Origin of the sequence: Salinibacter sp. 10B (assembly GCF_002954405.1) — a bacterium.
In the GTDB taxonomy this organism is placed as follows: Bacteria; Bacteroidota; Rhodothermia; order Rhodothermales; family Salinibacteraceae; genus Salinibacter.
The window spans coordinates 3,662,107-3,681,162 of record NZ_MQWC01000004.1 but is presented as its reverse complement, the minus strand read 5'-3'; the positions used below and the strand labels follow the sequence as shown (position 1 = coordinate 3,681,162).

The following is a 19,056-nucleotide window of genomic DNA, read 5'->3' as shown; positions in this document are numbered from 1 at the left end:
AAACGCAGGTGCAGAGAATAGAACAGACATCACGCGCCTTGCGTCTTCGTTGCTCCGACCGACGGAAGACGCAACACGAAACTACAGGAAATAGCACGCCTTATCCGGACGGCATCTCCTCCTCTCGCGGCGACACGTCCTCTTCGAGTAGCCCGTTCCCCCCTGCCTCACCATCGCCGCCCACCAGCACCGGACCTGCATCTTCGCTCGTCAGGTAGGTATACGTGGCCGGAATTACGTACAGCGCCAGGACCGTCCCGACGACCAGCCCTCCAATGACGGCTACGCCCATCGGGACGCGGCTCTCGGCTCCGGCCCCCAGCGCCAGCGCAATGGGCAGCACACCGAGGATGGTCGACAGCGCCGTCATGAGGATGGGACGGAACCGCACGGCCGCCGCCTCCTCGATGGCCTCACGGATCGAGAGGCCGGCGGCTTTGCGCTGATTCGCAAACTCGACGATGAGAATGCCATTCTTCGCCACCAGTCCAATCAGCATTACCATGCCGATCTGACTAAAGATGTTGATGGACTGGTTGAAGTACCAGAGGAACAGCATCGCGCCCGCCAGGGCCAGCGGCACCGTAAAGAGGATGATGAGCGGATCCCGGAAACTCTCAAACTGGGCCGCCAGGACGAGGTAGATGAGCAGCAACGCCAGACCGAAGACGTACAACAACTGGTTGGAGGTTTCCTGGAAGTCACGCGACTGGCCGGTGAGAGTGGTAGAGAACGACGGCCCGAGCACGTCTTGTGCCACGCGATCCATCGCGTTGATGCCGTCCTCGATAGTATAGCCAGGTGCGGGACGAGCACTCACGGTGGCCGACATGTAGCGGTTGAAGCGGAAAATCTGCGGCGGGGTCGCCTGCTCGCTCACCGACACGAGATTGTCCAGGGGCACCGGTTCCCCACTTGACGAGCGCACGTAAAGGCTCGTAAGATCAAAGGGTTCATCTCGATCTTCCTCCTCCACCGCCGCAATAATCTGCCGCTGCTCGCCGTCACGCACGAAGTAGCCTACCCGCTGCTCCGCCAGCGCCAGTTGCAGGGTCTGCGCCACGTCCAGCGGCGAGACCCCAATGTTGTCGGCCTTATTGCGGTCGATCTCGACCTGGAGCTCCGGCTTGTTAAACTTGAGGTTGACGTCCACGAACGCCAGCTCCTCCTGCTCACGCGCCGTCTGCAGAAACGTAGGCAGGGTTTCGCGGAGATTACTGACACTGGCGGTCTGGAGTACGTATTGTACCGGCAGTCCACCGCCCCCACCCACTGAAATCGTCGGCTCCTGCGAGACAAACGTGCGTGCCCCCTCCAGCTCAGAGAGCGCCGCCTGCAGGCTGTCGGCGTACTGCATCTGTGAAATGTTGCGATCCGCGGGAGGGACCAGGCGCGTAAACATAAACGCCGAGTTGACCGACGTCGCGGCCCCGAATCCGGGAGAGGTCACTGAGATGGTGGACCGCTGGTGCGCGGCCGGGATGGTCTCGTTGACGGCCTCGTACATCTGATCCACATACTGACTCATGTACTCGTACGTCGCCCCCTCCCGAGCCGTCGCATTGATGCGCACAAGACTCCGATCCTCCAGCGGCGCCAGCTCCTGCGGCAGCGTAAAGTGGAACGTGACGATGACCGCGGCACACCCGGCCATAATCACGAATGCGGCCCATCGATACTCCATGAAGGACTGCAATGAGCGCCGGTAGGCATCGGTGAGCGCCTGAAAGAAAGGCTCCGTCTTGCGGTAAATCCACGGTTTTTCCTCCCGTTGCTTCAACAAACGGGTGGATAGCATGGGCGTGAGGGTAAGCGCCACGAACGAAGAAATGGCCACCGCCCCCGCAATCACGAGTCCGAATTCGGCAAAGAGCTGGCCTGTGAGTCCCCCCATAAAGACGATGGGGGCAAAGATGATCACCAGCGAGATGGACGTGGCCACCACCGCAAAGAAAATCTCGCGGGTGCCCTCCAACCCGGCAGTGACCGTGTCCTTTCCGTCCTCAATTTTAGAGTAGATATTCTCCAGCACCACAATCGCGTCGTCAACCACGAGTCCGATCGCGAGCACCAGCGCAAGGAGAGTAAGAACGTTAATCGAGAAGTCCATCGCATACATCACGAAAAAGGACCCGATCAGGGCGATGGGCACCACCACGAGCGGGATCAGGGTCGAGCGCCAGTCGCGGAGGAAGAGGAAGATGATGAGCACCACAAGGAGGAACGCAATGAAGATCGTCTGCTGTACCTCGTTAATGCTGTCGCGAATGGGCTCGGTGTTGTCGAACCCAATGCCCAGCTCCAGATCACTCGGCAAATCTGCCTTGATATTTTCTACCCGCCGGTAAAACTCATCGACAATGTCGATATAGTTGGCCCCGGGGAGGGGACGCAACACAACCCCCACCATCGGCACACCGTCCCGCTGGAGAAGGGTGCGTTGATTGAGCGGAGCGATCTTCGCGCGCCCCACATCCTCCAGCCGCACCGTTTGTCCACCGGGACGTTGCTTCAAAATGAGTGAATTGAAGTCTTCGGTCGTCTCCAGACGGCTCTTCGTACGCACCGTCAGTTCAATCGACTCGCCCTGAATGCGCCCGGAGGGCAGTTCGACATTAGAGCGCTCCAGGGCGTTGCGCACATCAAGCGGGGTGAGGTCATAGGCCGCCAGTTTTTGCGGGTCGAGCCAGAGGCGCATGGAGTAGGTTTTCTCCCCCCAGATGTCGACACGACTCACCCCATTGATGGTCTGTAACCGCTCTTTAAAGCGCTTGTCCGCAATTTCAGTGAGCTCCATCAAGCTCCGCGTATCCGACTTGATATTGAGGAACACGATCGGCGGAGCGCTGGCGTCAGACTTCGAGACGCTGGGCGGCTCGGCGTCGGGGGGAAGCTGTTGCCGGGCCCGGCTCACCCGATCGCGCACGTCGTTCGCGGCCCGTTCGAGGTCGGCTCCCAGTGCAAATTCGACCGTGATGGTGGACTGACCCTGTCGGCTGACGGACTCGATGGTGCGAATGCCGTCGATGCCGTTGATTTGCTCCTCCAGCGGCTCGGTGATCTGGGAATCGATTACGTCGGCATTCGCGCCCTGGTACGTCGTCGCTACGCTAATGACGGGCGGATCCACGGCCGGATACTCGCGCACCCCCAAAAAGTAGAAGCCGACCGCCCCGAAGATCATGATGAGCAGGGTAAAGACCGTCGCCAGAACGGGCCGTCGAATGCTGAGGGAGTAGAGCGACATCTGCGGTCGTGCGTATGGGCGTTTGTGTGCGAGAGTACACCGCTTCGATTTCCTTCAAAAAAACAGCAACAGGCAACCGTAACTGCGGGAGGCCGGCTGCGGGAGGCCGGATGCGGGAGACGGCGTTCCTGCCGACATTCACACGTCACGTCTCACGGATCGCACATCAGTTGAGCGTTTCGATCCGGATCGGCAGTCCGGCTCGCAACTCTTGAATCCCGGAGGTGATGACCGTATCCCGGAGGGAGAGACCGTCGGTCACCTGCACGGTCGAGTCGGTGCGAATGCCAATTTCAATGTTGCGCGGTTGGGCGGTGCGGTTTTCAACCACGAATACGCGCTGCCCGTCGAGGGTCGGAACGACCGAAAAGGACGGAACCACCACGGCGTCCTCGATCGTGCCGAGGGTGACGGTGACGTCGGCAAACATGCCGGGCCGGAGCGCACCGTCCGGGTTGGATGCACGGGCTCGAACCTGGAGCGTACGCGTATCGGCGTCCACCTGCGTGTCCGTTGCGTACACCTGCCCGTCCAGTCGCTCGTCGACTCCTCGCACCGAAAAAGAGATCGGCTGTCCGGCCTGAATACGCGCCGCGTACTTTTCGGAGACCGAAAAGTCGATTTTGATGGGATCGACGCGCTGCTGGGTGGTGATCCGCGTCTGCGGGGTCACGTATGCCCCCTCACTCACGGCTCGTAGGCCTACTCGCCCACTGAACGGGGCTCGTACCTTCGTCTTCTCGATCTGTGCTTCGACCCGCTCCAGCTCTGCCTTCAATACCTCCGTCTCATTTACGGTGGCATCATACTCTTCTTCACTTACCCCGCCTTCAGACAAAAGCCGCTTCTGTCGCTCGGCCTGAGCGGATGCCAGATCCAACCGATGCTCCAGTCGCGTCCGCTCGGCCTGCAATTCCGAATCGTTGATCTGTACAAGCAGCCTCCCATTTTGCACTCGCTCTCCTTCATCAAACTGAATGCTTGTCACCTTCCCCGACGCCTCCGACGTGAGCTCAACGGATTCATCGGCCCGCAGCGTACCGGTGGTGCGAAGACGTTCGGTCATGGTACCGGGACGCAAGACCGCCGCGTCGACCTGCATCGGCGCCGCCTCATTTCCGCTTTGGCTTCCGGACGGATCCGCCTCATTGAGCTTGGGAAGCGCCAGTCCCACGAGCACAAGTGCCCCAATCCCAACTCCAAGGAGCCGCTTGGTCCATGGCGACCACTCAGAAGACGTGTCGGACGTCGCTGAAGAATCCGAGGCAGAAGACGAATCAGTCATGAGAGTCGAGGGAAAACAGAAACCAAGAGGGAGAACAACCTCTCCACTGAGAGTCGATCTGGAGATCGCTCATTACAACTCCGACTCCGGCTGTCAGTTCAGAGAATTCGTCCCCACTCAAGTCCGTCTCTACATTAGCGCCTGTCAATATGAAATTTCGCAGGGGAGGAGCATCAACACCGGCGGTCCACTCCCACTCTCCTCCTCGTTAGCGCCAAAAAATGTGGCTACTCGGCCATTCTTGAATACGTAGGCGGCAGTAGGACAAGGGGACTGGGCTGATGCTTGAGCATGAGGCGGAGAAACGTCACTTCCGGGTCGTCCTGAACAGCCTGCTCGTTCTTCGGGGTCGTAAAGAACGTTTCGAGCCCCCCCGGAAGAATCCGTCCGAAGCTGAAGGCCCCGGAATAAGGATTGACTTCCCGTACGGTCGATTCCGCCGGAGTGAGGCCCGCGGCCGTTCGGGCAAGATTGATGGCTGTGGAGAGTCCCCCAATCTCGTCCACAAGCCCCACCTCCTTCCCGTCGAGGCCGGAATAAATGCGTCCCTCGCCAATCTCTCGAATGTGGGCACTAGTCGTGTCGCGTCCGTCCGCCACAGCTGCGACGAACTGGTCGTACTCCTTTCGAATGACAGTCTCAATCCGCGCCAACTCTTCGTCCGTGAGCTGCCGGGTCGGGATTGGAATGCCCAGAAGCGGCAGCCGGATGCCTTTGAAGAGGTCCGCCCGCTCTCCCCGTTGCACCACGTCGCTCGACAATCCCGTCTTGTCACTGAAGCCGTCGTCGTAGATCCAGCCGCCGATGACACCAATCGAGCCAGTGACGGTATTCGGGCCAGCCACAATTGTGTCGGCATGCGTCGACACCCAATATCCACCTGAGCCCGCCAGTTGTCCCTGACTTACAATCACCGGCTTTTTCTCCGCACACATCTTGATGGCGTCGCCCACCTGCGCGGCGGCCACTGGCGAACCTCCCGGCGAATCGACCCGGAAGACCACCGCCGCCACGTCGTCGTCCTCAGCCAGCTCCCGAATCTGCTTGCTGAGCTTCCGACTGCCCATGCCGCCCTCCACCTGCGTGGCCCCGATGCCATAAACGATTGCCACCTCAGGCTTCGCCCCCCAATCGCGGGTGGCAGTCGTGATCTGATCAAGAACATCGGCGTCGAGTGCGGACGTCTCGTCGGGCGTCACATTCCTTAGCACCTCCTCGCGGTCGTGCCAGCGGGCAAGGGTGTCCACGAGCCCCGCCTGCCGGGCCTCCTGTGCCGTGAGAATTGTTTTTTGGTCGATGATGCGATCGAGAGTATCCGTGTCTATTGATCGTGCCTCCGCGACCGCATCCCGCACGAGCTCGTACTGATCGTCCACATACTGCTTTCGCTGCAGACTGTCAGCTGAGGAGAAGTCGGCACGCGAGAAGCGTTCGAACGCCGACTTGTACTCAAAGAAGCGCCATGCCTGCACCCCAAGCCCCAACTTGTCGAGGGTGCCTTTTACGAACGTGCGACTCGACGCGTAGCCCGGAAGTGTGAGAAGGCCCTGTGGATCGAGGGCGACTACGTCGGCCACACTTGCAAGATGATAGGCCGTCATCCCGCCACTTTCCAGGTGCACGACCACCTTCACCCCGTTTCGCTGGACCGCCTCCATGGCACTGCGCAGCTCCCATGCCAACTCCGGTGAAATCTGAAGGTCTGACAGGTTCAGGGCAAGGGCCGCGATCCGCTCGTTCTGCCCGGCCTGCTCCAGGGTGCGCAGGATCTCGTAGAACCGGGGCGCATCTTCCATAAACAGGGATCCGAAGCGCGTCTCCTGATAGCGCACCGATCCATCCGTCGACAGCGTGACGTGCTCCTTTCCGTCGCGCACCGATTCGGCAATCGCGCTGGGCTCGTACGCTCCTACCCGAACCCGGTACACCTGCCCGTCGTAGTCGCCGTCCGGCGCAATCCGCGACTGGCTGTCGAGGCCGCCGCGTCCGAGCTCCAACCGAAGACCGAGCGATACAGCATCGTTCTCAAAATATCGCCCCCGAACATCGAGACCCGGAAGGATCTCGACCGCCGCCCCGGCACTCCAGGGCACGTCGTCGACCGCCTGCCCGTCGCCCCAGGCCGCATCGGCAAAAAGGGTGAGGCGAGAAGTGCCGAGCGGGCGAAGTCCAACTTCTCCCACCACCTCCCGGTCGTCCGTCTCCAGCGCCACGTTGCCGATGAGCCCAAAGGACACGTACGGGCTGGGCCGCGCAATCGTCCCTACCCGGATACGATTGTAGCGCCCAATCGCCGTGGCGTCGCCCGCAAAGCCCTGGTATCCAATCCCGAACGCCGCGTCGCCCGTCCCGCCCGACAGACTCAGGTGGTACCCCGTAGTCCGGAGCGGCCCCATCTTTCGCCGAAGCACCCCCGCCCCCATTCCCCCAACACTCGTAAAGACGCCCCAGTCGTCCACCGAGGCCGCCTCCCGCCCGTCGGTCGACCACGCCGCCACGAAGTGATTGCCTGCAAGCGTCGGGAGCGCCGGATTGCCGTACCCCAATAGCCCTTCCCGAAAGACGGAGGGGGGCGCTCCGAGAAAGTCGGTCGTCTCGTAGTACGACGCCATATCGGGGCGGGAAGAGGACTGTCCGAACGCCCCGTCGACACCGAAAAGCAGAACGAGCATTACTAGAACGAAAGGAAGACCGAGTTTCTCCATGATGTGCGCCTGCAGAACGGATGTGAGTGCTGATTTCATACCTACAATACAAGCTGATTTTCGGCCGAACCAACTCTTTGGGCGACTCGCACGTTACGCCTTGCACTGAACCCTCATTCGTTCCTCAATTTTCCAACTCTCGGCCGACGGCGTCCCCCTCTCCTCACCGCATACGCAAAGTTTCTTTTAGGAATGTGACGAAGAAGACGCAAGCCTCGGGGCTGTGGAACGTCGGCAAACAACCTGATGTTATAAGAATCGTGTTTACAGCAGTCATCCAAGCTCACTCTCCATGAGCCCCCTCCGCTCCATCATTGCGGTCGCAGCGTCGACGACCCCGACTGTGTTTGGGGCTTGTTGTCGGTGTCTGTGTCTCCCACAGAGGCTGCGTCCAGATGGTGGTGCTCCTACCGCACGATAAGTGCTCTCGCCCGACGTACTGTTTTGGACTCTGCAGCCTCTCCGGTTTCCGCCGCGAGAGGCTTTTTTCATTGCCCCCTGGTTTTCTCGTTCTGCAATGCCCTACGACGTCCCTTCTCCTCCCTCCCCCACCCGTGGTGCATCCGCGGGGGCTTCGTCTGCCCTCATCGAAAATGTGGGCAGCACCCCCCTACTCCGCCTCGACGGCGTGACGGACGATCTTCCGTCGACAGTGACGGTGTGTGCAAAGGCGGAATACTTGAACCCCGGCGGCTCGGTGAAAGATCGTCCCGCCCTCCGCATGATTCAGGACGGACTGGAGAGCGGGACCTTCGAGCCGCACCAGACCCTCATCGATGCGACGAGCGGCAATACGGGCATTGCCTACGCCATGATCGGGGCGGCGATGGACCTCGACGTGACGCTTGCCCTCCCCGAAAACGCCTCGGAGGAGCGAAAGAAGGTGCTACACAGCTATGGGGCTGAACTGCTGCTCACAGACCCGATGGCGGGCACCGACGGGGCCCAGGAGCGCGTGAAGGAAATCGTCGAGGCCCATCCCGGTCGCTACTTCTATCCCGACCAGTACAACAACGACGCCAACTGGCAATCGCACTACGACGGAACCGGTGCCGAGATTTGGAATCAGACCGATGGCGGGATCACGCACTTCGTCACGGGCCTCGGCACCACGGGCACGTTCATGGGCATCTCCCGACGCCTCAAAGACTACGATCCGTCCATTCAGTGCGTCGCGATGCAGCCGGCGACAGCGATGCACGGCATGGAGGGGCTCAAGCACATGGAAACGGCGCTCGTCCCCGGCATCTACGCCCCCGACGAGGTCGACGTCCACCGCACCTGCTCCACCGAAAGAGCCTACGCCATGACCCGCCGTCTGGCCCGCGAGGAGGGGCTGCTCGTCGGTCCTTCGGCCGGCGCGAACGTGGCAACGGCACTCGACGTGGCGCGGTCGCTGGACGCTGGAGTCGTCGTCACCATCCTCTGCGACACCGGCTCGCGCTATCTGAGCGACGACTTTTGGAATGAAGGGTAATGCGTATTGCATGTTGCGTATTTCGCTCTCGGTAATGGCACGAGGATACGCAATACGAAATACGCACTTGCTTTCTCAAAACAGCCACCATTCCCGATGATTGCAACGAACGACATTCTCGAAAGCATCCGCCAACACGGCGCCGACGCCTATCCCGAAGAGGGCTGTGGCTTTCTGCTCGGCACGGTGACCGACGACGGCGAAAATCGCGTGGTCACGGCGCGGCGCGCTACAAACCGGCAGCCCGAACGCCGGACGCGTCGCTACCAGTTGACGGCAGAAGACTATCGGGAGGCAGACGAGGCCGCCCGTAAGCAGGGCCTCGATGTGGTGGGCATTTACCACTCGCACCCCGACCACCCGGCCCGCCCATCCGAAACGGACCTGGAGGAGGCCACCTTCCCGGGATTCACCTACGTCATCGTGTCCGTGAACGACGGGGTCCCCGAAGACTTGACGGCCTGGTCCCTCGCCCCGGATCGCTCCGAGTTTCTGCACGAGAAGATTGCCCTCCCGGCCCCCAAAACCGCATAAGGCGCTCTTCTCAGCACTCCAATCTCCAATCTACCCAACGTTCAACGCGACATGCCAACTACAGAAGCAACCACCGTCACCGTCCGCATTCCCACTCCGCTCCGCTCAGCCACCGACGGCGAAAGCACTGTGAAGGTGGAGGGCAACACTGTGGACGAGGTACTCCGTGCACTCGTCAATGAATACCCCGACCTCGCCAACAACCTCTTCAACGACGATGATGAGTTGCGCCAGTTCGTCAATATCTACGTGGACGACGAAGACGTGCGCTTTGGCGACGGAATCGACACCAAGCTAGAACCCGGCAACGAAGTGTCAATTGTCCCCTCCATCGCCGGAGGCTGACCCCGAACGGGAGTTGGGAAATTGGGACCTCGGATTTTGTACTGAACTCACCGCCATATGTCTACGACTACCGCAGAACCGAAATCGCGACAGGCCAACCTCTCTTCAGAGGAGTTGCAGCGCTACAGTCGGCACCTCACGCTTCCAGAGTTTGGGAAGGAGGGGCAGGAAAAGCTCAAAAACGCCTCCGTCCTCCTCGTGGGCGCCGGCGGCCTGGGCTCACCCGCGGCCACCTATCTGGCCGCCGCCGGCGTGGGCCGCATCGGCCTCGTTGACTTCGACACGGTGGAGGCCTCTAACCTCCAACGACAGATTCTTTATGGTACCAGCGACGTGGGACGTCCCAAGCTGGAGGCGGCGTCAGAGCGCCTGCATGACCTCAACCCGCACGTCGAGGTGGAACGCCACGAGGTACGCCTCACCAGCGACAACGCCCTCGACATCATCGACGACTATGACGTGGTCGCGGACGGGACCGACAACTTTCCGACCCGCTATCTGGTGAACGACGCCTGTGTGATGACGGGAACGCCGAACGTGTACGCGTCCATCTTCCGGTTTGAGGGACAAGTCTCCGTCTTTGCCACCGAAGACGGCCCCTGCTATCGCTGCCTCTACGAAGAGCCGCCCCCTCCGGGCCTCGTCCCCTCCTGCGCCGAGGGCGGCGTGCTCGGTATCCTGCCTGGCTTTATCGGCACGCTCCAGGCCACGGAGGTCATCAAACTGCTCACCGGTATCGGCAAGCCGCTCATCGGGCGCCTGCTCATGGTGGACGCACTGGAGATGAACTTCCGCACGCTCAACGTGCCGACGAACCCCGACTGCCCGGTCTGCGGCACCGATCCATCGGTCACGGAACTGATTGACTACGAAGCGTTTTGCGGCATCAACTTCGATGGTTCTGAAAACGGTTCTTCCGACGACGTGTCCGACTCTAAGGATTCTGTTCCCGAAATCTCCGTCCACGACCTGAAGCAGCGCCGCGACGACGGCGATGCTCCCTTCCTGCTTGACGTGCGCGAGCCGTACGAGGCCGAAATCGCAAGCATTGATGCCGACCAGTTGATTCCGGTCGATCAGCTCGAAAAGCGTCTCGACGAGTTGGAGGCAAGCAAAGACGAGGAGGTCGTCGTGCACTGCCGCTCGGGCGGTCGCTCGGCAAAGGCCACAAAGATGCTTCGGGAAAAAGGCTACAAGGCCTCAAACCTCGCGGGCGGCGTGCTTGCCTGGAGCGACGAGATTGACCCGAACGTGCCGCAGTATTAGCGCGCCGGTCTTTGCCTCAATCGTGCCTCCGCCGGACGCCGACTGCATCCGGCGGGGGCTTCGATTTCAAATGCCTCCTAACCGATCCTTCGGCTCTCGACGTCGATAGATCCCACGGGCATACGATCACCTCAAACGTGTCATGGAGCAACGACGAGAGTTCCTAACGGTCTCTGTGAGACCATTCTCGATCGAGAGCGCACGGTGCACTGCCCTCGAATGAGGCGAACGTATCGTCCAACTAGGAGGGCGCGTTCCGCTCGATATAGGTTGTCGGCGAACACCCCTCGTACTCCCGAAAGGACTGAGAAAAGTGTGAGGCAGATCGGAAACCAACCGTGGTGCACACGTCTCGCACTTTTGTATCCCCGGCCTCAAAATGCGCCTTTGCTCGTTCGATGCGACGCTCCCGGATGAGGGCCGCTGGGGTCGTCCCCACCGCCTCCTTCAACTGTCGGGTAAGATGTCGCCGACTGAGGGACATCGCATTCGCCAGCGCCCCCGCCGTAAAGTCGGGATCATGGAGACGACGCTCAATTGTTCGTATCACGTCTTTTAGAAATTCTCCGGCCGAATCGGCGTAACGGGGAAGCTCTCGCGTGGGCAGGTACCGTTCCAGTTCACTTTGCAGTTCATCCAGGGCAAACGGCTTTTTTAGCACGGCATCGGCACTCGGCATTGCCGCAGACGCTGCTCTTTCACGCTGCACGGCTTCTCCTCCCGCGACCGCCACTCCCTCGCTGGAATCCCTCCTAGTGCCGTTCTCCTCAGTTGCCCATTGCTCCGTCTTTCTTCTGTCTTGCGCTGTCCCCCCCTCGGCCTCTTGAGGTTCAGTCGGGTCACCTTCCAGCAGAATGACTGGAATAGACGGAAGATCTTCAGAGACTTTGACTCGGCGCCCCAGGGTCCATCCGTCCGTGCCCGGCATCTCGGCATCACTGAGCAGGAGATCCGGCCGCTCTTCCCGGAGTCGGGTCCACGCCTCATCCCCACTGGCCGCTTCGATCACACGATAGTGATCCACAAGCTGCCGACGAAGAAATGCGCGCATTTCATCGTTGTCCTCTACAACGAGGACTGTTGCTGGTACAAGTGTCATCTCTGGAGGAGAGTTCGTGAAAGCGGATGGAGGCCATCCCCACTTCCGGTTTCTAACGCACGAACGTGAGCCTCATCTACGGCTGCTGCTCAGGTTCGCCTGCGTCCTCACCAGGAAATACTTTTCTCGAATGCTCTGTGCGTCGTCGGCCTCAACGAAACATGTGTGGTGTAATACACCCGCAAAGAAACGAACTCTCGTCCGCGATCTTGTGACAATTCCTGTATCCAGAACGACAATCTCACGACATTCCCCCGAAATGTGGACTCCTCGCCCCAAACACGCGCCCCCTATACACAGCTCTCTTCTTCAAATGTCGATACAGAGGGAGCGTATACGGGTCATGCTTCGAAACGCACAAGAGGAAACGACAACTGCCCCTCTGAGAACGCGTTGTGCTATAATATGTCGATAGACATGTGCATCTCCTCCCCCGAGAGAAATGGACATCATCCAGGCCATCTCCAAAAGCAACGAAGGTGCCGTTTTCCTGGAAGGAGCTACTTCAAAGCCCTGACGCTTCGCTTTTCAATAGCACCACTCGTGTAAGTGCCTCCCACAGTCCTCCCTGACCAACCTGTCCGATACAGAACGAGATGTCCCCCCGTCACGGCGTTAGGATGCTCTTGACTTGCGCCTGGTGAAAGGATTTGTCTGAATCGATGGTCCCGCTAAAGTCAACGGAGTCCCGCGCCGACACATCTTTCACCTCAATCCGGACGGTTTCAACGGGCGACCCACTGTCATCGTAGAGGGCCACGTCCACCTGCGCAATGCTCACAGGCTGACGTCCCGCGTTGACCAGTGTGCCCGAAAATGCCCGCCTACCACTTGGCGACCGGACAAGTCGAGGCTCAATCACCTGTATATTGGCTCCCCCACGTGCCCCTTCCCCGCCACACGCAACGGCTCCTATCCCAACGATCAGTAGAAGGAGCGAAGCAAGGAGTCGGCGTATCATACATTGAACCCCGAACCACGGGGAGGACTGGGGGAAGGGCAAGCACTGTGTTGTGGAGCGAAGCAGAGTCCGCACGTAGCCCGAGACAATCCCCGCCTGGCGAATACACGTCGGTTCTGCCCCCGGAGGCCTGTTCTTGGCCGACAGGGCCTCGCTTACACCTCTTGGAGATCTTCCAGATTGCTCCGTAGACGTTTCAGTTCGGCGGTTGCGTCCTCCTTCTTCTGACGCTCCCGGTCCACTACCTCGTCGGGGGCTTTGTTTACGAACTGCGGATTGTTAAGCTTCTTTTCGACGCTTTCGAGGAAGTCTTCCTTTTCGTCGATCTCCTTTCGGAGCCGTTCCCGCTCCTGTTCGAGGTCGATCATGCCAGCCAGCGGAACGAACACCTCACAGCGTCCCACAACCACCGAGGCGCTGGCCTTCGGCTTCTCCGCCCCCGGTTCGACGGTCAAATTCGTGACGCTGGCCAGCTTATCGAAGTAGTCGGCGTACTGGCGCACCGTCTTGACCAACTCATCAGCCCGCTCGGGCACACTCACCGTCGCATCAATCTCGTGCCCCAGTCCCACGCCGTAATCGCTCTTGATACCACGAATACCAGAAATCATCTCCTGGATGAGCTCGAAGCTCTCGGCTGCCTCTTCGTCCATGAGGGCTACATCGGCCTCTGGCCAGTCAGCCACGATGCAAGCCTCTCCCTCCTCGCGCGGCCGCACCTTCCACCACAACTCCTCCGTAATGAACGGCATGAGGGGATGCAGAAGCTTGAGGAGCGTCTCGTAGATCTCCGTGGCCAGGGCCATTTTCTCCTCGCTCATCTCCTCGCCGTGGGGAGGCTTGATGAGCTCCAGGTACCAGTCGCAGTAGTCGCGCCAGAAGACGTCGTAGACGCGCTCCGCAATCTCGTTGAGGCGATAGCGGTCGAGGGAGTCGTCGATGTCCTCGACCGCCGTATTGAGGCGATGCAGCATCCACTGCTCCACCAGCTCCAGCTCCTCGAACGAGCGCGTACGCTCATACGACGCTGTAGGCTGTCCTTCATCGTCCGTCTCCATAAACTGCCCGAAGACGTTGAAGGCATTCCAGATCTTATTGGCAAAGTTGCGGCCCATCTCAAACTTCGAAGGGGCAAGCTTGATGTCCTGCCCCTGTGCACAGAGAAGGGTGAGCGTGAAGCGCGTGGCGTCGGCCCCATACTGATCCACCATCTCCAGCGGATCGATGCCGTTGCCGAGACTCTTCGACATCCAGCGGCCTTGCTCGTCCTTCACCATGCCGGTGATGAAGACGTTCTTGAACGGCGGCTCGCCCGTAAACTCGTAGCCCGCCATGATCATGCGGGCGATCCAGAAAAAGAGAATGTCGTAGCCCGACACGAGAACATCGGTCGGATAAAACTTCTCCAGGTCGTCGGTCTCCTCCGGCCAGCCGAGTGTAGCGAAGGGCCAGAGCCAGGACGAGAACCAGGTGTCGAGCACGTCGGTTTCCTGCACCATGCCCTCCTCCGGCTGGTCGATGCTCACCACGTAGCCCTGATCGGGGTCGGCCTCCCCGTTCTCGTCGGTGTAGTACCAGACCGGAATCCGGTGCCCCCACCACAGCTGACGGCTGATGCACCAGTCGCGGATGTTCTCCATCCAGCGGAAGTACTCATTTGCCCAGCGGTCGGGAAAGAACTCGATCTCCCCTTCGCGGACCGCCTCAATCGCCGGTTCCGCCAGCGGCTCCATTTCCACGAACCACTGCCGCGAAATGAGCGGCTCAATCACCGCCTCCGACCGCTCAGAGATGGGCACGCTCATCATATAGTCCTCGACCTCTACCAGCAGGCCCTCCTCCTCCAGGTCTGCTACAATTTTGTCGCGTGCCTCGAAGCGATCGAGTCCTTCGTAGGGTCCACCGTTCTCATTGATTGCCCCCTTCGGACTCATGATGGTGATCTTCTCGAGGTCGTGATCCTCCCCAATCTCGAAGTCCGTCTCGTCGTGGGCCGGCGTGACCTTGAGCGCACCGGTTCCAAACTCGCTGTCGATCCGCTCGTCGGCAATGATCGGAATTTCGCGGTTCAGCAGCGGCAGAATGGCTGTCTTGCCCACGAGATGCTGATACCGTTCGTCGTCCGGGCTCACCGCAATGGCAGTGTCGCCCAGCATCGTCTCCGGACGCGTCGTCGCAATCGTCACGTACTCCTCGCCTGCGTCCTTCAGGGGATAGCGGACGTGCCAGAGGTGCCCCTGGCGCTCTTCGTTTTCGACCTCCTCGTCGGAAAGGGCAGTCTCATTTTCAGGATCCCAGTTCACCAGATAGTCCCCCCGATAGATGAGACCTTCCTCGTAGAGCTGGACGAAGACCTCCTGCACGGCCCGTGTAAAGCCCTCGTCCATCGTAAAGCGCTGGCGGCTCCAATCACAGGAGTCCCCCAGCTTCCGTTTCTGGTCGAGGATGATGTCGCCGTACTCTTCTTTCCAGTCCCACACCCGCTCTACAAAATTCTCGCGCCCGAGATCGTGGCGGGTCTGGCCCTCCTCTTCGCGCAGTTTGCCCTCCACAGCATTTTGCGTGGCAATGCCTGCGTGATCGAGCCCCGGCATCCACAGCGTCTCCTCTCCCTGCATTCGGCGAATACGGGTGATGGCATCCTGAATGGAGTCCTGCAGCGCGTGCCCAATGTGCAGCCGTCCCGTGACGTTCGGGGGCGGCATCATAATCACATGCGAATCGGCGTCGCTGTCGGCATCGGCCTCGAAGTAGCCGTTCTCCTCCCAATAGTCGTACCACTTCTCCTCAATATCGGACGGATCGTAGGCCTTGCTCATCGAGGCAAGCGCAGGGGTGGCGTCAGGCATCATGTAAGGGGTTGCGCTGGGAAACTGTACTCAACCACGGACGGCCGACGGGCCATCGCGTGCAGTGTCGGGATACTACGAATACATAACGTAGGGGGGCGTGTCGAAGGATGCCGGACGTCTCGGTCTTATTTCTATTGAAATTGACACCAGCCTCCGTACTTCAGTGCTGTCGACTGCCCCGTACTGGCGTCTCTTCGTCGGAGCCTAATACGTGAGCCCACCCGTCCATCAGTCCTCTCTGACCGATAACGTTGGGTTCAGCATCACACAAGACCCAACTTGATTTTGCTTCTCTGTTTACCAGATGTTTTACCAATAACAAAAATTAAAGTATATATTCCCTCTGCTTGCCAAACAGCTCTTTTTCGCTATGTGGAGTCAAATCCTTTCTTCGGGGTTCCCGATTGGATGGCGCCCGCCATACATCCGCTGGTCACGCATCCGGTAGGGGTAGTCGCACTCATCTGGGGCACAATTGCCCTCGAAATGGTCCTTGCCGCCGGCCTCTTCATGAAAGAAAAGTACCGGCCCTGGCTCCTGGCCGCTGGACTCACGTTTCACGGCCTGATTGCAATCGTCCATGGCCTGTTCACGTTCTTTTTCAGCTCTGCGGCTGGTCTCATTCTATATCTACGGTCCTACGATCAGCCTTTTTCCCTGCCGATCCGTCTGAAACCGGTAGGCTGGCCCTCCCCTCCCCGCCTCCAAATGCCGAGCGTCAGACGACTCCATGTCGATGAATACGAAGCCAGGCCGAACGCGCCGCCGCCGAGATCCGTCGTCGCCGAACGAGAGCCTCTTCGTCGATGCCTTCGCATTTTGCCCACCGGTTCTCTTGCCTCATGCCCCCGGTTGTATCAGGTGTGTAACACCGCCTGTGTCTCCTCGTATGAGGTCGTCCAAATTTCTATTTCTTTCCTGTCGGCCGTCCAATGCGGAGCCCTTCGATTGAGGATTATCTCAAGGCCATCTACAAACTTGAGGAGCGGGAGGACTCGCCTCCTGTTTCGACGGGAGACGTGGCCCAGTCGATGGAAGTCTCCCCCGCCTCTGCGTCCAACATGATCAAGCGCCTGGACGATCTCGGGTTTCTCACGTATGAGGCCTATGAGGGTGCAACGCTCACGAAGCTCGGTCGGACGGTAGCCCTGGAGGTCATTCGGCATCACCGGCTACTAGAGCTGTACCTGAAGGAGGTCATGGGCTTCTCCTGGGACGAAATACATGAGGAGGCAGAAATCCTGGAGCACCATATCTCCGAGCGGTTTGAGTCTCGCATCGAAGAGATGCTGGGGAATCCGACGCGAGACCCACACGGCCATCCCATCCCGACGCGGGACGGAACGATGGACGAGCTACCAACCCGCTCGCTGGCCGACCTAGAGGAGGAGGACGCCGCAACCATCGACCACATCGCCGACGAAGACGGGGACCTACTCGATCTCTTGGAGCAACGAGGCTTGCTGCCCGGTGCCTCTGTGGAGATGCGTGAAACGCGTCCTCTGGACGGGCTCTTCGTTGTGGCGGTGAATGGCACTGAGCAACTTATCGGCCAGCCGGTGGCCCAAAAAGTGGTTGTGGAGCCTCTTCCCTCTGCATAACACAAACTCCGAGCTATGATGTCGAGTTCATGAGGGCTACAAGCAACGCCGAGTGGCGCAGAATATTAGTTTCGAGAAGGTTGGCGCCGCCCTCTCCAATCGGATGTTGTCCTCCCTTCCGTTCCCGCGTCTTCCACTGGGGAATAACGTTGAGGAAACATCTTCCGCAGGTCGGAATGCCAGTCATCCCGCAATCTCGCGGGCGTTTCACCGCTTCTGTTCATTCAACCCGGACCTGCTCATGGCTTTTCAGACCCAGATCACGACCCGTCACGTAGATGTGAGCGATCGGGTACGCCAGTACGCCGAGGATCGAACCGGAAAGCTCGAACAGTTTTACGACGGCATTACCAGTGCCCACGTCATTCTCGGAGAGGACAACTCCCCTGCCTCCGAGAAGACGGCCGAGATCAACATCGACGTGTACCAGAAGCGCCTCTCGGCTGAGGACAGCGCCAGCACCCACCAGGAAGCCATTAATCTCTGTGTCGACCATCTCCGGCGCCAGCTCGAGAAGTACAAATCGAAGCTCCGGAGCAAAGACAAGGACGCCCATCGATAACCCGCCAAAACGGAACGATCCCGTCTACACACGAATGGGCTCAGCCTGCCTTCAAGCAGGACTGAGCCCATTTTCTGTATTCCATCGGGGTTCTACGCAGTCTCGCGGAGAGGCTCCACAACTTTCTTCACCGTCTGGGCACTAGACATGATATAAAAGTGGATACAGGGCACCCCGGCCTCCATCAACTCTTCCGTTTGCTGGATCGCCCAGTCCACCCCGATCTTCTCCACGTCCTCTGGCTCAGCCGCATCGACCTCGGCAGTCAACTCTTCAGGAATCTCCGTGTGGAAATACTTCGGGAGGAGTCGCAGATGACTCTTACGCTTCAGAATCTTCACCCCGGGAATGATGGGCACCTCAATTCCCACGTCCCGGCACTTCTCCACAAACTCAAAGAAGTAATCGTTATCAAAGAACATCTGCGTCACGATGTAGTCGGCCCCCGCTTCCACCTTTTGTTTCAGGCGCATGATGTCCCACGTCAGGTTCGGCGCCTCGAAGTGAGTTTCCGGATACCCCCCCACGCCGATACAGAAGTCCGTCGGCTCCGCATCTTTCAGGTCTTCAAGATACCGCCCGTTATTCATATCTTCGATTTGTCGGACGAGATCCACGGCATACTCGTTGCGCGACCGACCGCCGTCAATCGGCTTCTTAAACCCGGTCTCGTCCCCTCGAATGCCCAGGACATTGTCGATCCCCAGGTAGTTGAGTTCAATGAGAGCATCCTCTGTTTCTTCTCGGGTAAACCCTCGGCACAACAGGTGCGGCACCGTGTCGATGTCGAACCGCGCTTCAATGGCCGCGCAGAGCCCAAGAGTCCCGGGCCGTTTCCGCTCGATGCAACGCTCCCAGGTGCCGTCATCGGTTTGCTCGTACGACACCTCTGCCGAGTGGCTCGTCACGTCAATGAATGGTGGATCAAACGGCATTAACTCCTCCACCACATCAAGCATTTGCTCTGCTGATCCTCCACGCTTCGGCGGAATAATTTCGTAGGAGATCAGTGTATCCGACGCTCGCTCCAGGTGCTCAGTAACCTTCATGCGATGCGTGATTTTCAATGAGCCGTTGGCTTGATTACGGAGACGGTCTTCTATAACCGCCTATCATACCTTC

The 19,056-nt window shown here is 59.5% G+C and carries 13 protein-coding genes; 6 read left to right on the top strand and 7 right to left on the bottom strand.

Translation table 11 applies throughout. The annotated features are described in order from the left end of the window. Positions 1-100: 100 nt before the first annotated feature. From BSZ35_RS14970 to BSZ35_RS14960, 3 genes are all read right to left on the bottom strand, one after another. Positions 101-3,247 (bottom strand): efflux RND transporter permease subunit, encoded by a 3,147-nt coding sequence (locus BSZ35_RS14970; RefSeq protein WP_105013195.1) that lies wholly within the window; start codon positions 3,245-3,247, stop codon positions 101-103. A gap of 166 nt (positions 3,248-3,413) precedes the next feature. Continuing rightward, positions 3,414-4,532, bottom strand: coding sequence for an efflux RND transporter periplasmic adaptor subunit (locus BSZ35_RS14965; protein ID WP_105013194.1), 1,119 nt, complete (start codon positions 4,530-4,532; stop codon positions 3,414-3,416). A gap of 227 nt (positions 4,533-4,759) precedes the next feature. After that, positions 4,760-7,204: a S49 family peptidase gene (locus BSZ35_RS14960; RefSeq protein ID WP_181149365.1), complete on the bottom strand. Its 2,445-nt coding sequence runs from the start codon at positions 7,202-7,204 to the stop codon at positions 4,760-4,762. 550 nt (positions 7,205-7,754) lie between these two features. On the opposite strand from BSZ35_RS14960, the gene BSZ35_RS14955 reads away from it, so the two are divergent. From BSZ35_RS14955 to moeB, 4 genes are all read left to right on the top strand, one after another. Further along, positions 7,755-8,714 carry a cysteine synthase family protein gene (locus BSZ35_RS14955; RefSeq protein WP_105013874.1) on the top strand — a complete coding sequence of 320 codons (960 nt, stop codon included), beginning with the start codon at positions 7,755-7,757 and terminating at the stop codon, positions 8,712-8,714. 96 nt (positions 8,715-8,810) lie between these two features. After that, positions 8,811-9,248, top strand: a complete 438-nt coding sequence (locus BSZ35_RS14950) for a M67 family metallopeptidase (protein ID WP_105013192.1) — start codon at positions 8,811-8,813, stop codon at positions 9,246-9,248. Between the two features lie 51 nt (positions 9,249-9,299). Then, positions 9,300-9,593, top strand: a complete 294-nt coding sequence (locus BSZ35_RS14945) for a ubiquitin-like small modifier protein 1 (protein WP_105013191.1) — start codon at positions 9,300-9,302, stop codon at positions 9,591-9,593. 57 nt (positions 9,594-9,650) lie between these two features. Next, on the top strand, positions 9,651-10,859 hold the full coding sequence (gene moeB, locus BSZ35_RS14940; RefSeq protein WP_105013190.1) for a molybdopterin-synthase adenylyltransferase MoeB: 1,209 nt from the start codon (positions 9,651-9,653) through the stop codon (positions 10,857-10,859). A gap of 241 nt (positions 10,860-11,100) precedes the next feature. On the opposite strand, the gene BSZ35_RS14935 is transcribed toward moeB, so the two are convergent. The 3 genes from BSZ35_RS14935 to BSZ35_RS14930 all read right to left on the bottom strand — a co-directional run bounded on the left by BSZ35_RS14935 (position 11,101) and on the right by BSZ35_RS14930 (position 15,768). Further along, positions 11,101-11,958, bottom strand: a complete 858-nt coding sequence (locus BSZ35_RS14935) for a helix-turn-helix domain-containing protein (RefSeq protein ID WP_105013189.1) — start codon at positions 11,956-11,958, stop codon at positions 11,101-11,103. 607 nt (positions 11,959-12,565) lie between these two features. Beyond that, positions 12,566-12,919, bottom strand: coding sequence for an FxLYD domain-containing protein (locus BSZ35_RS19305; protein ID WP_146110126.1), 354 nt, complete (start codon positions 12,917-12,919; stop codon positions 12,566-12,568). A 155-nt stretch (positions 12,920-13,074) separates the two neighbouring features. Then, a complete protein-coding gene (locus BSZ35_RS14930) occupies positions 13,075-15,768 on the bottom strand; it encodes a valine--tRNA ligase (protein ID WP_258096651.1) in 2,694 nt (897 codons plus the stop codon). A gap of 935 nt (positions 15,769-16,703) precedes the next feature. Between BSZ35_RS14930 and BSZ35_RS14920 the strand changes: the two genes are divergently transcribed. Together BSZ35_RS14920 and raiA are read left to right on the top strand one after the other, a co-directional pair. Continuing rightward, positions 16,704-17,372 (top strand): metal-dependent transcriptional regulator, encoded by a 669-nt coding sequence (locus BSZ35_RS14920; RefSeq protein ID WP_105013186.1) that lies wholly within the window; start codon positions 16,704-16,706, stop codon positions 17,370-17,372. A gap of 241 nt (positions 17,373-17,613) precedes the next feature. After that, on the top strand, positions 17,614-17,934 hold the full coding sequence (raiA, locus tag BSZ35_RS14915; protein ID WP_258096648.1) for a ribosome-associated translation inhibitor RaiA: 321 nt from the start codon (positions 17,614-17,616) through the stop codon (positions 17,932-17,934). Positions 17,935-18,026: 92 nt separating this feature from the next. On the opposite strand, the gene metF is transcribed toward raiA, so the two are convergent. Further along, positions 18,027-18,983, bottom strand: coding sequence for a methylenetetrahydrofolate reductase [NAD(P)H] (gene metF, locus BSZ35_RS14910; RefSeq protein ID WP_105013184.1), 957 nt, complete (start codon positions 18,981-18,983; stop codon positions 18,027-18,029). Positions 18,984-19,056: the final 73 nt, after the last annotated feature.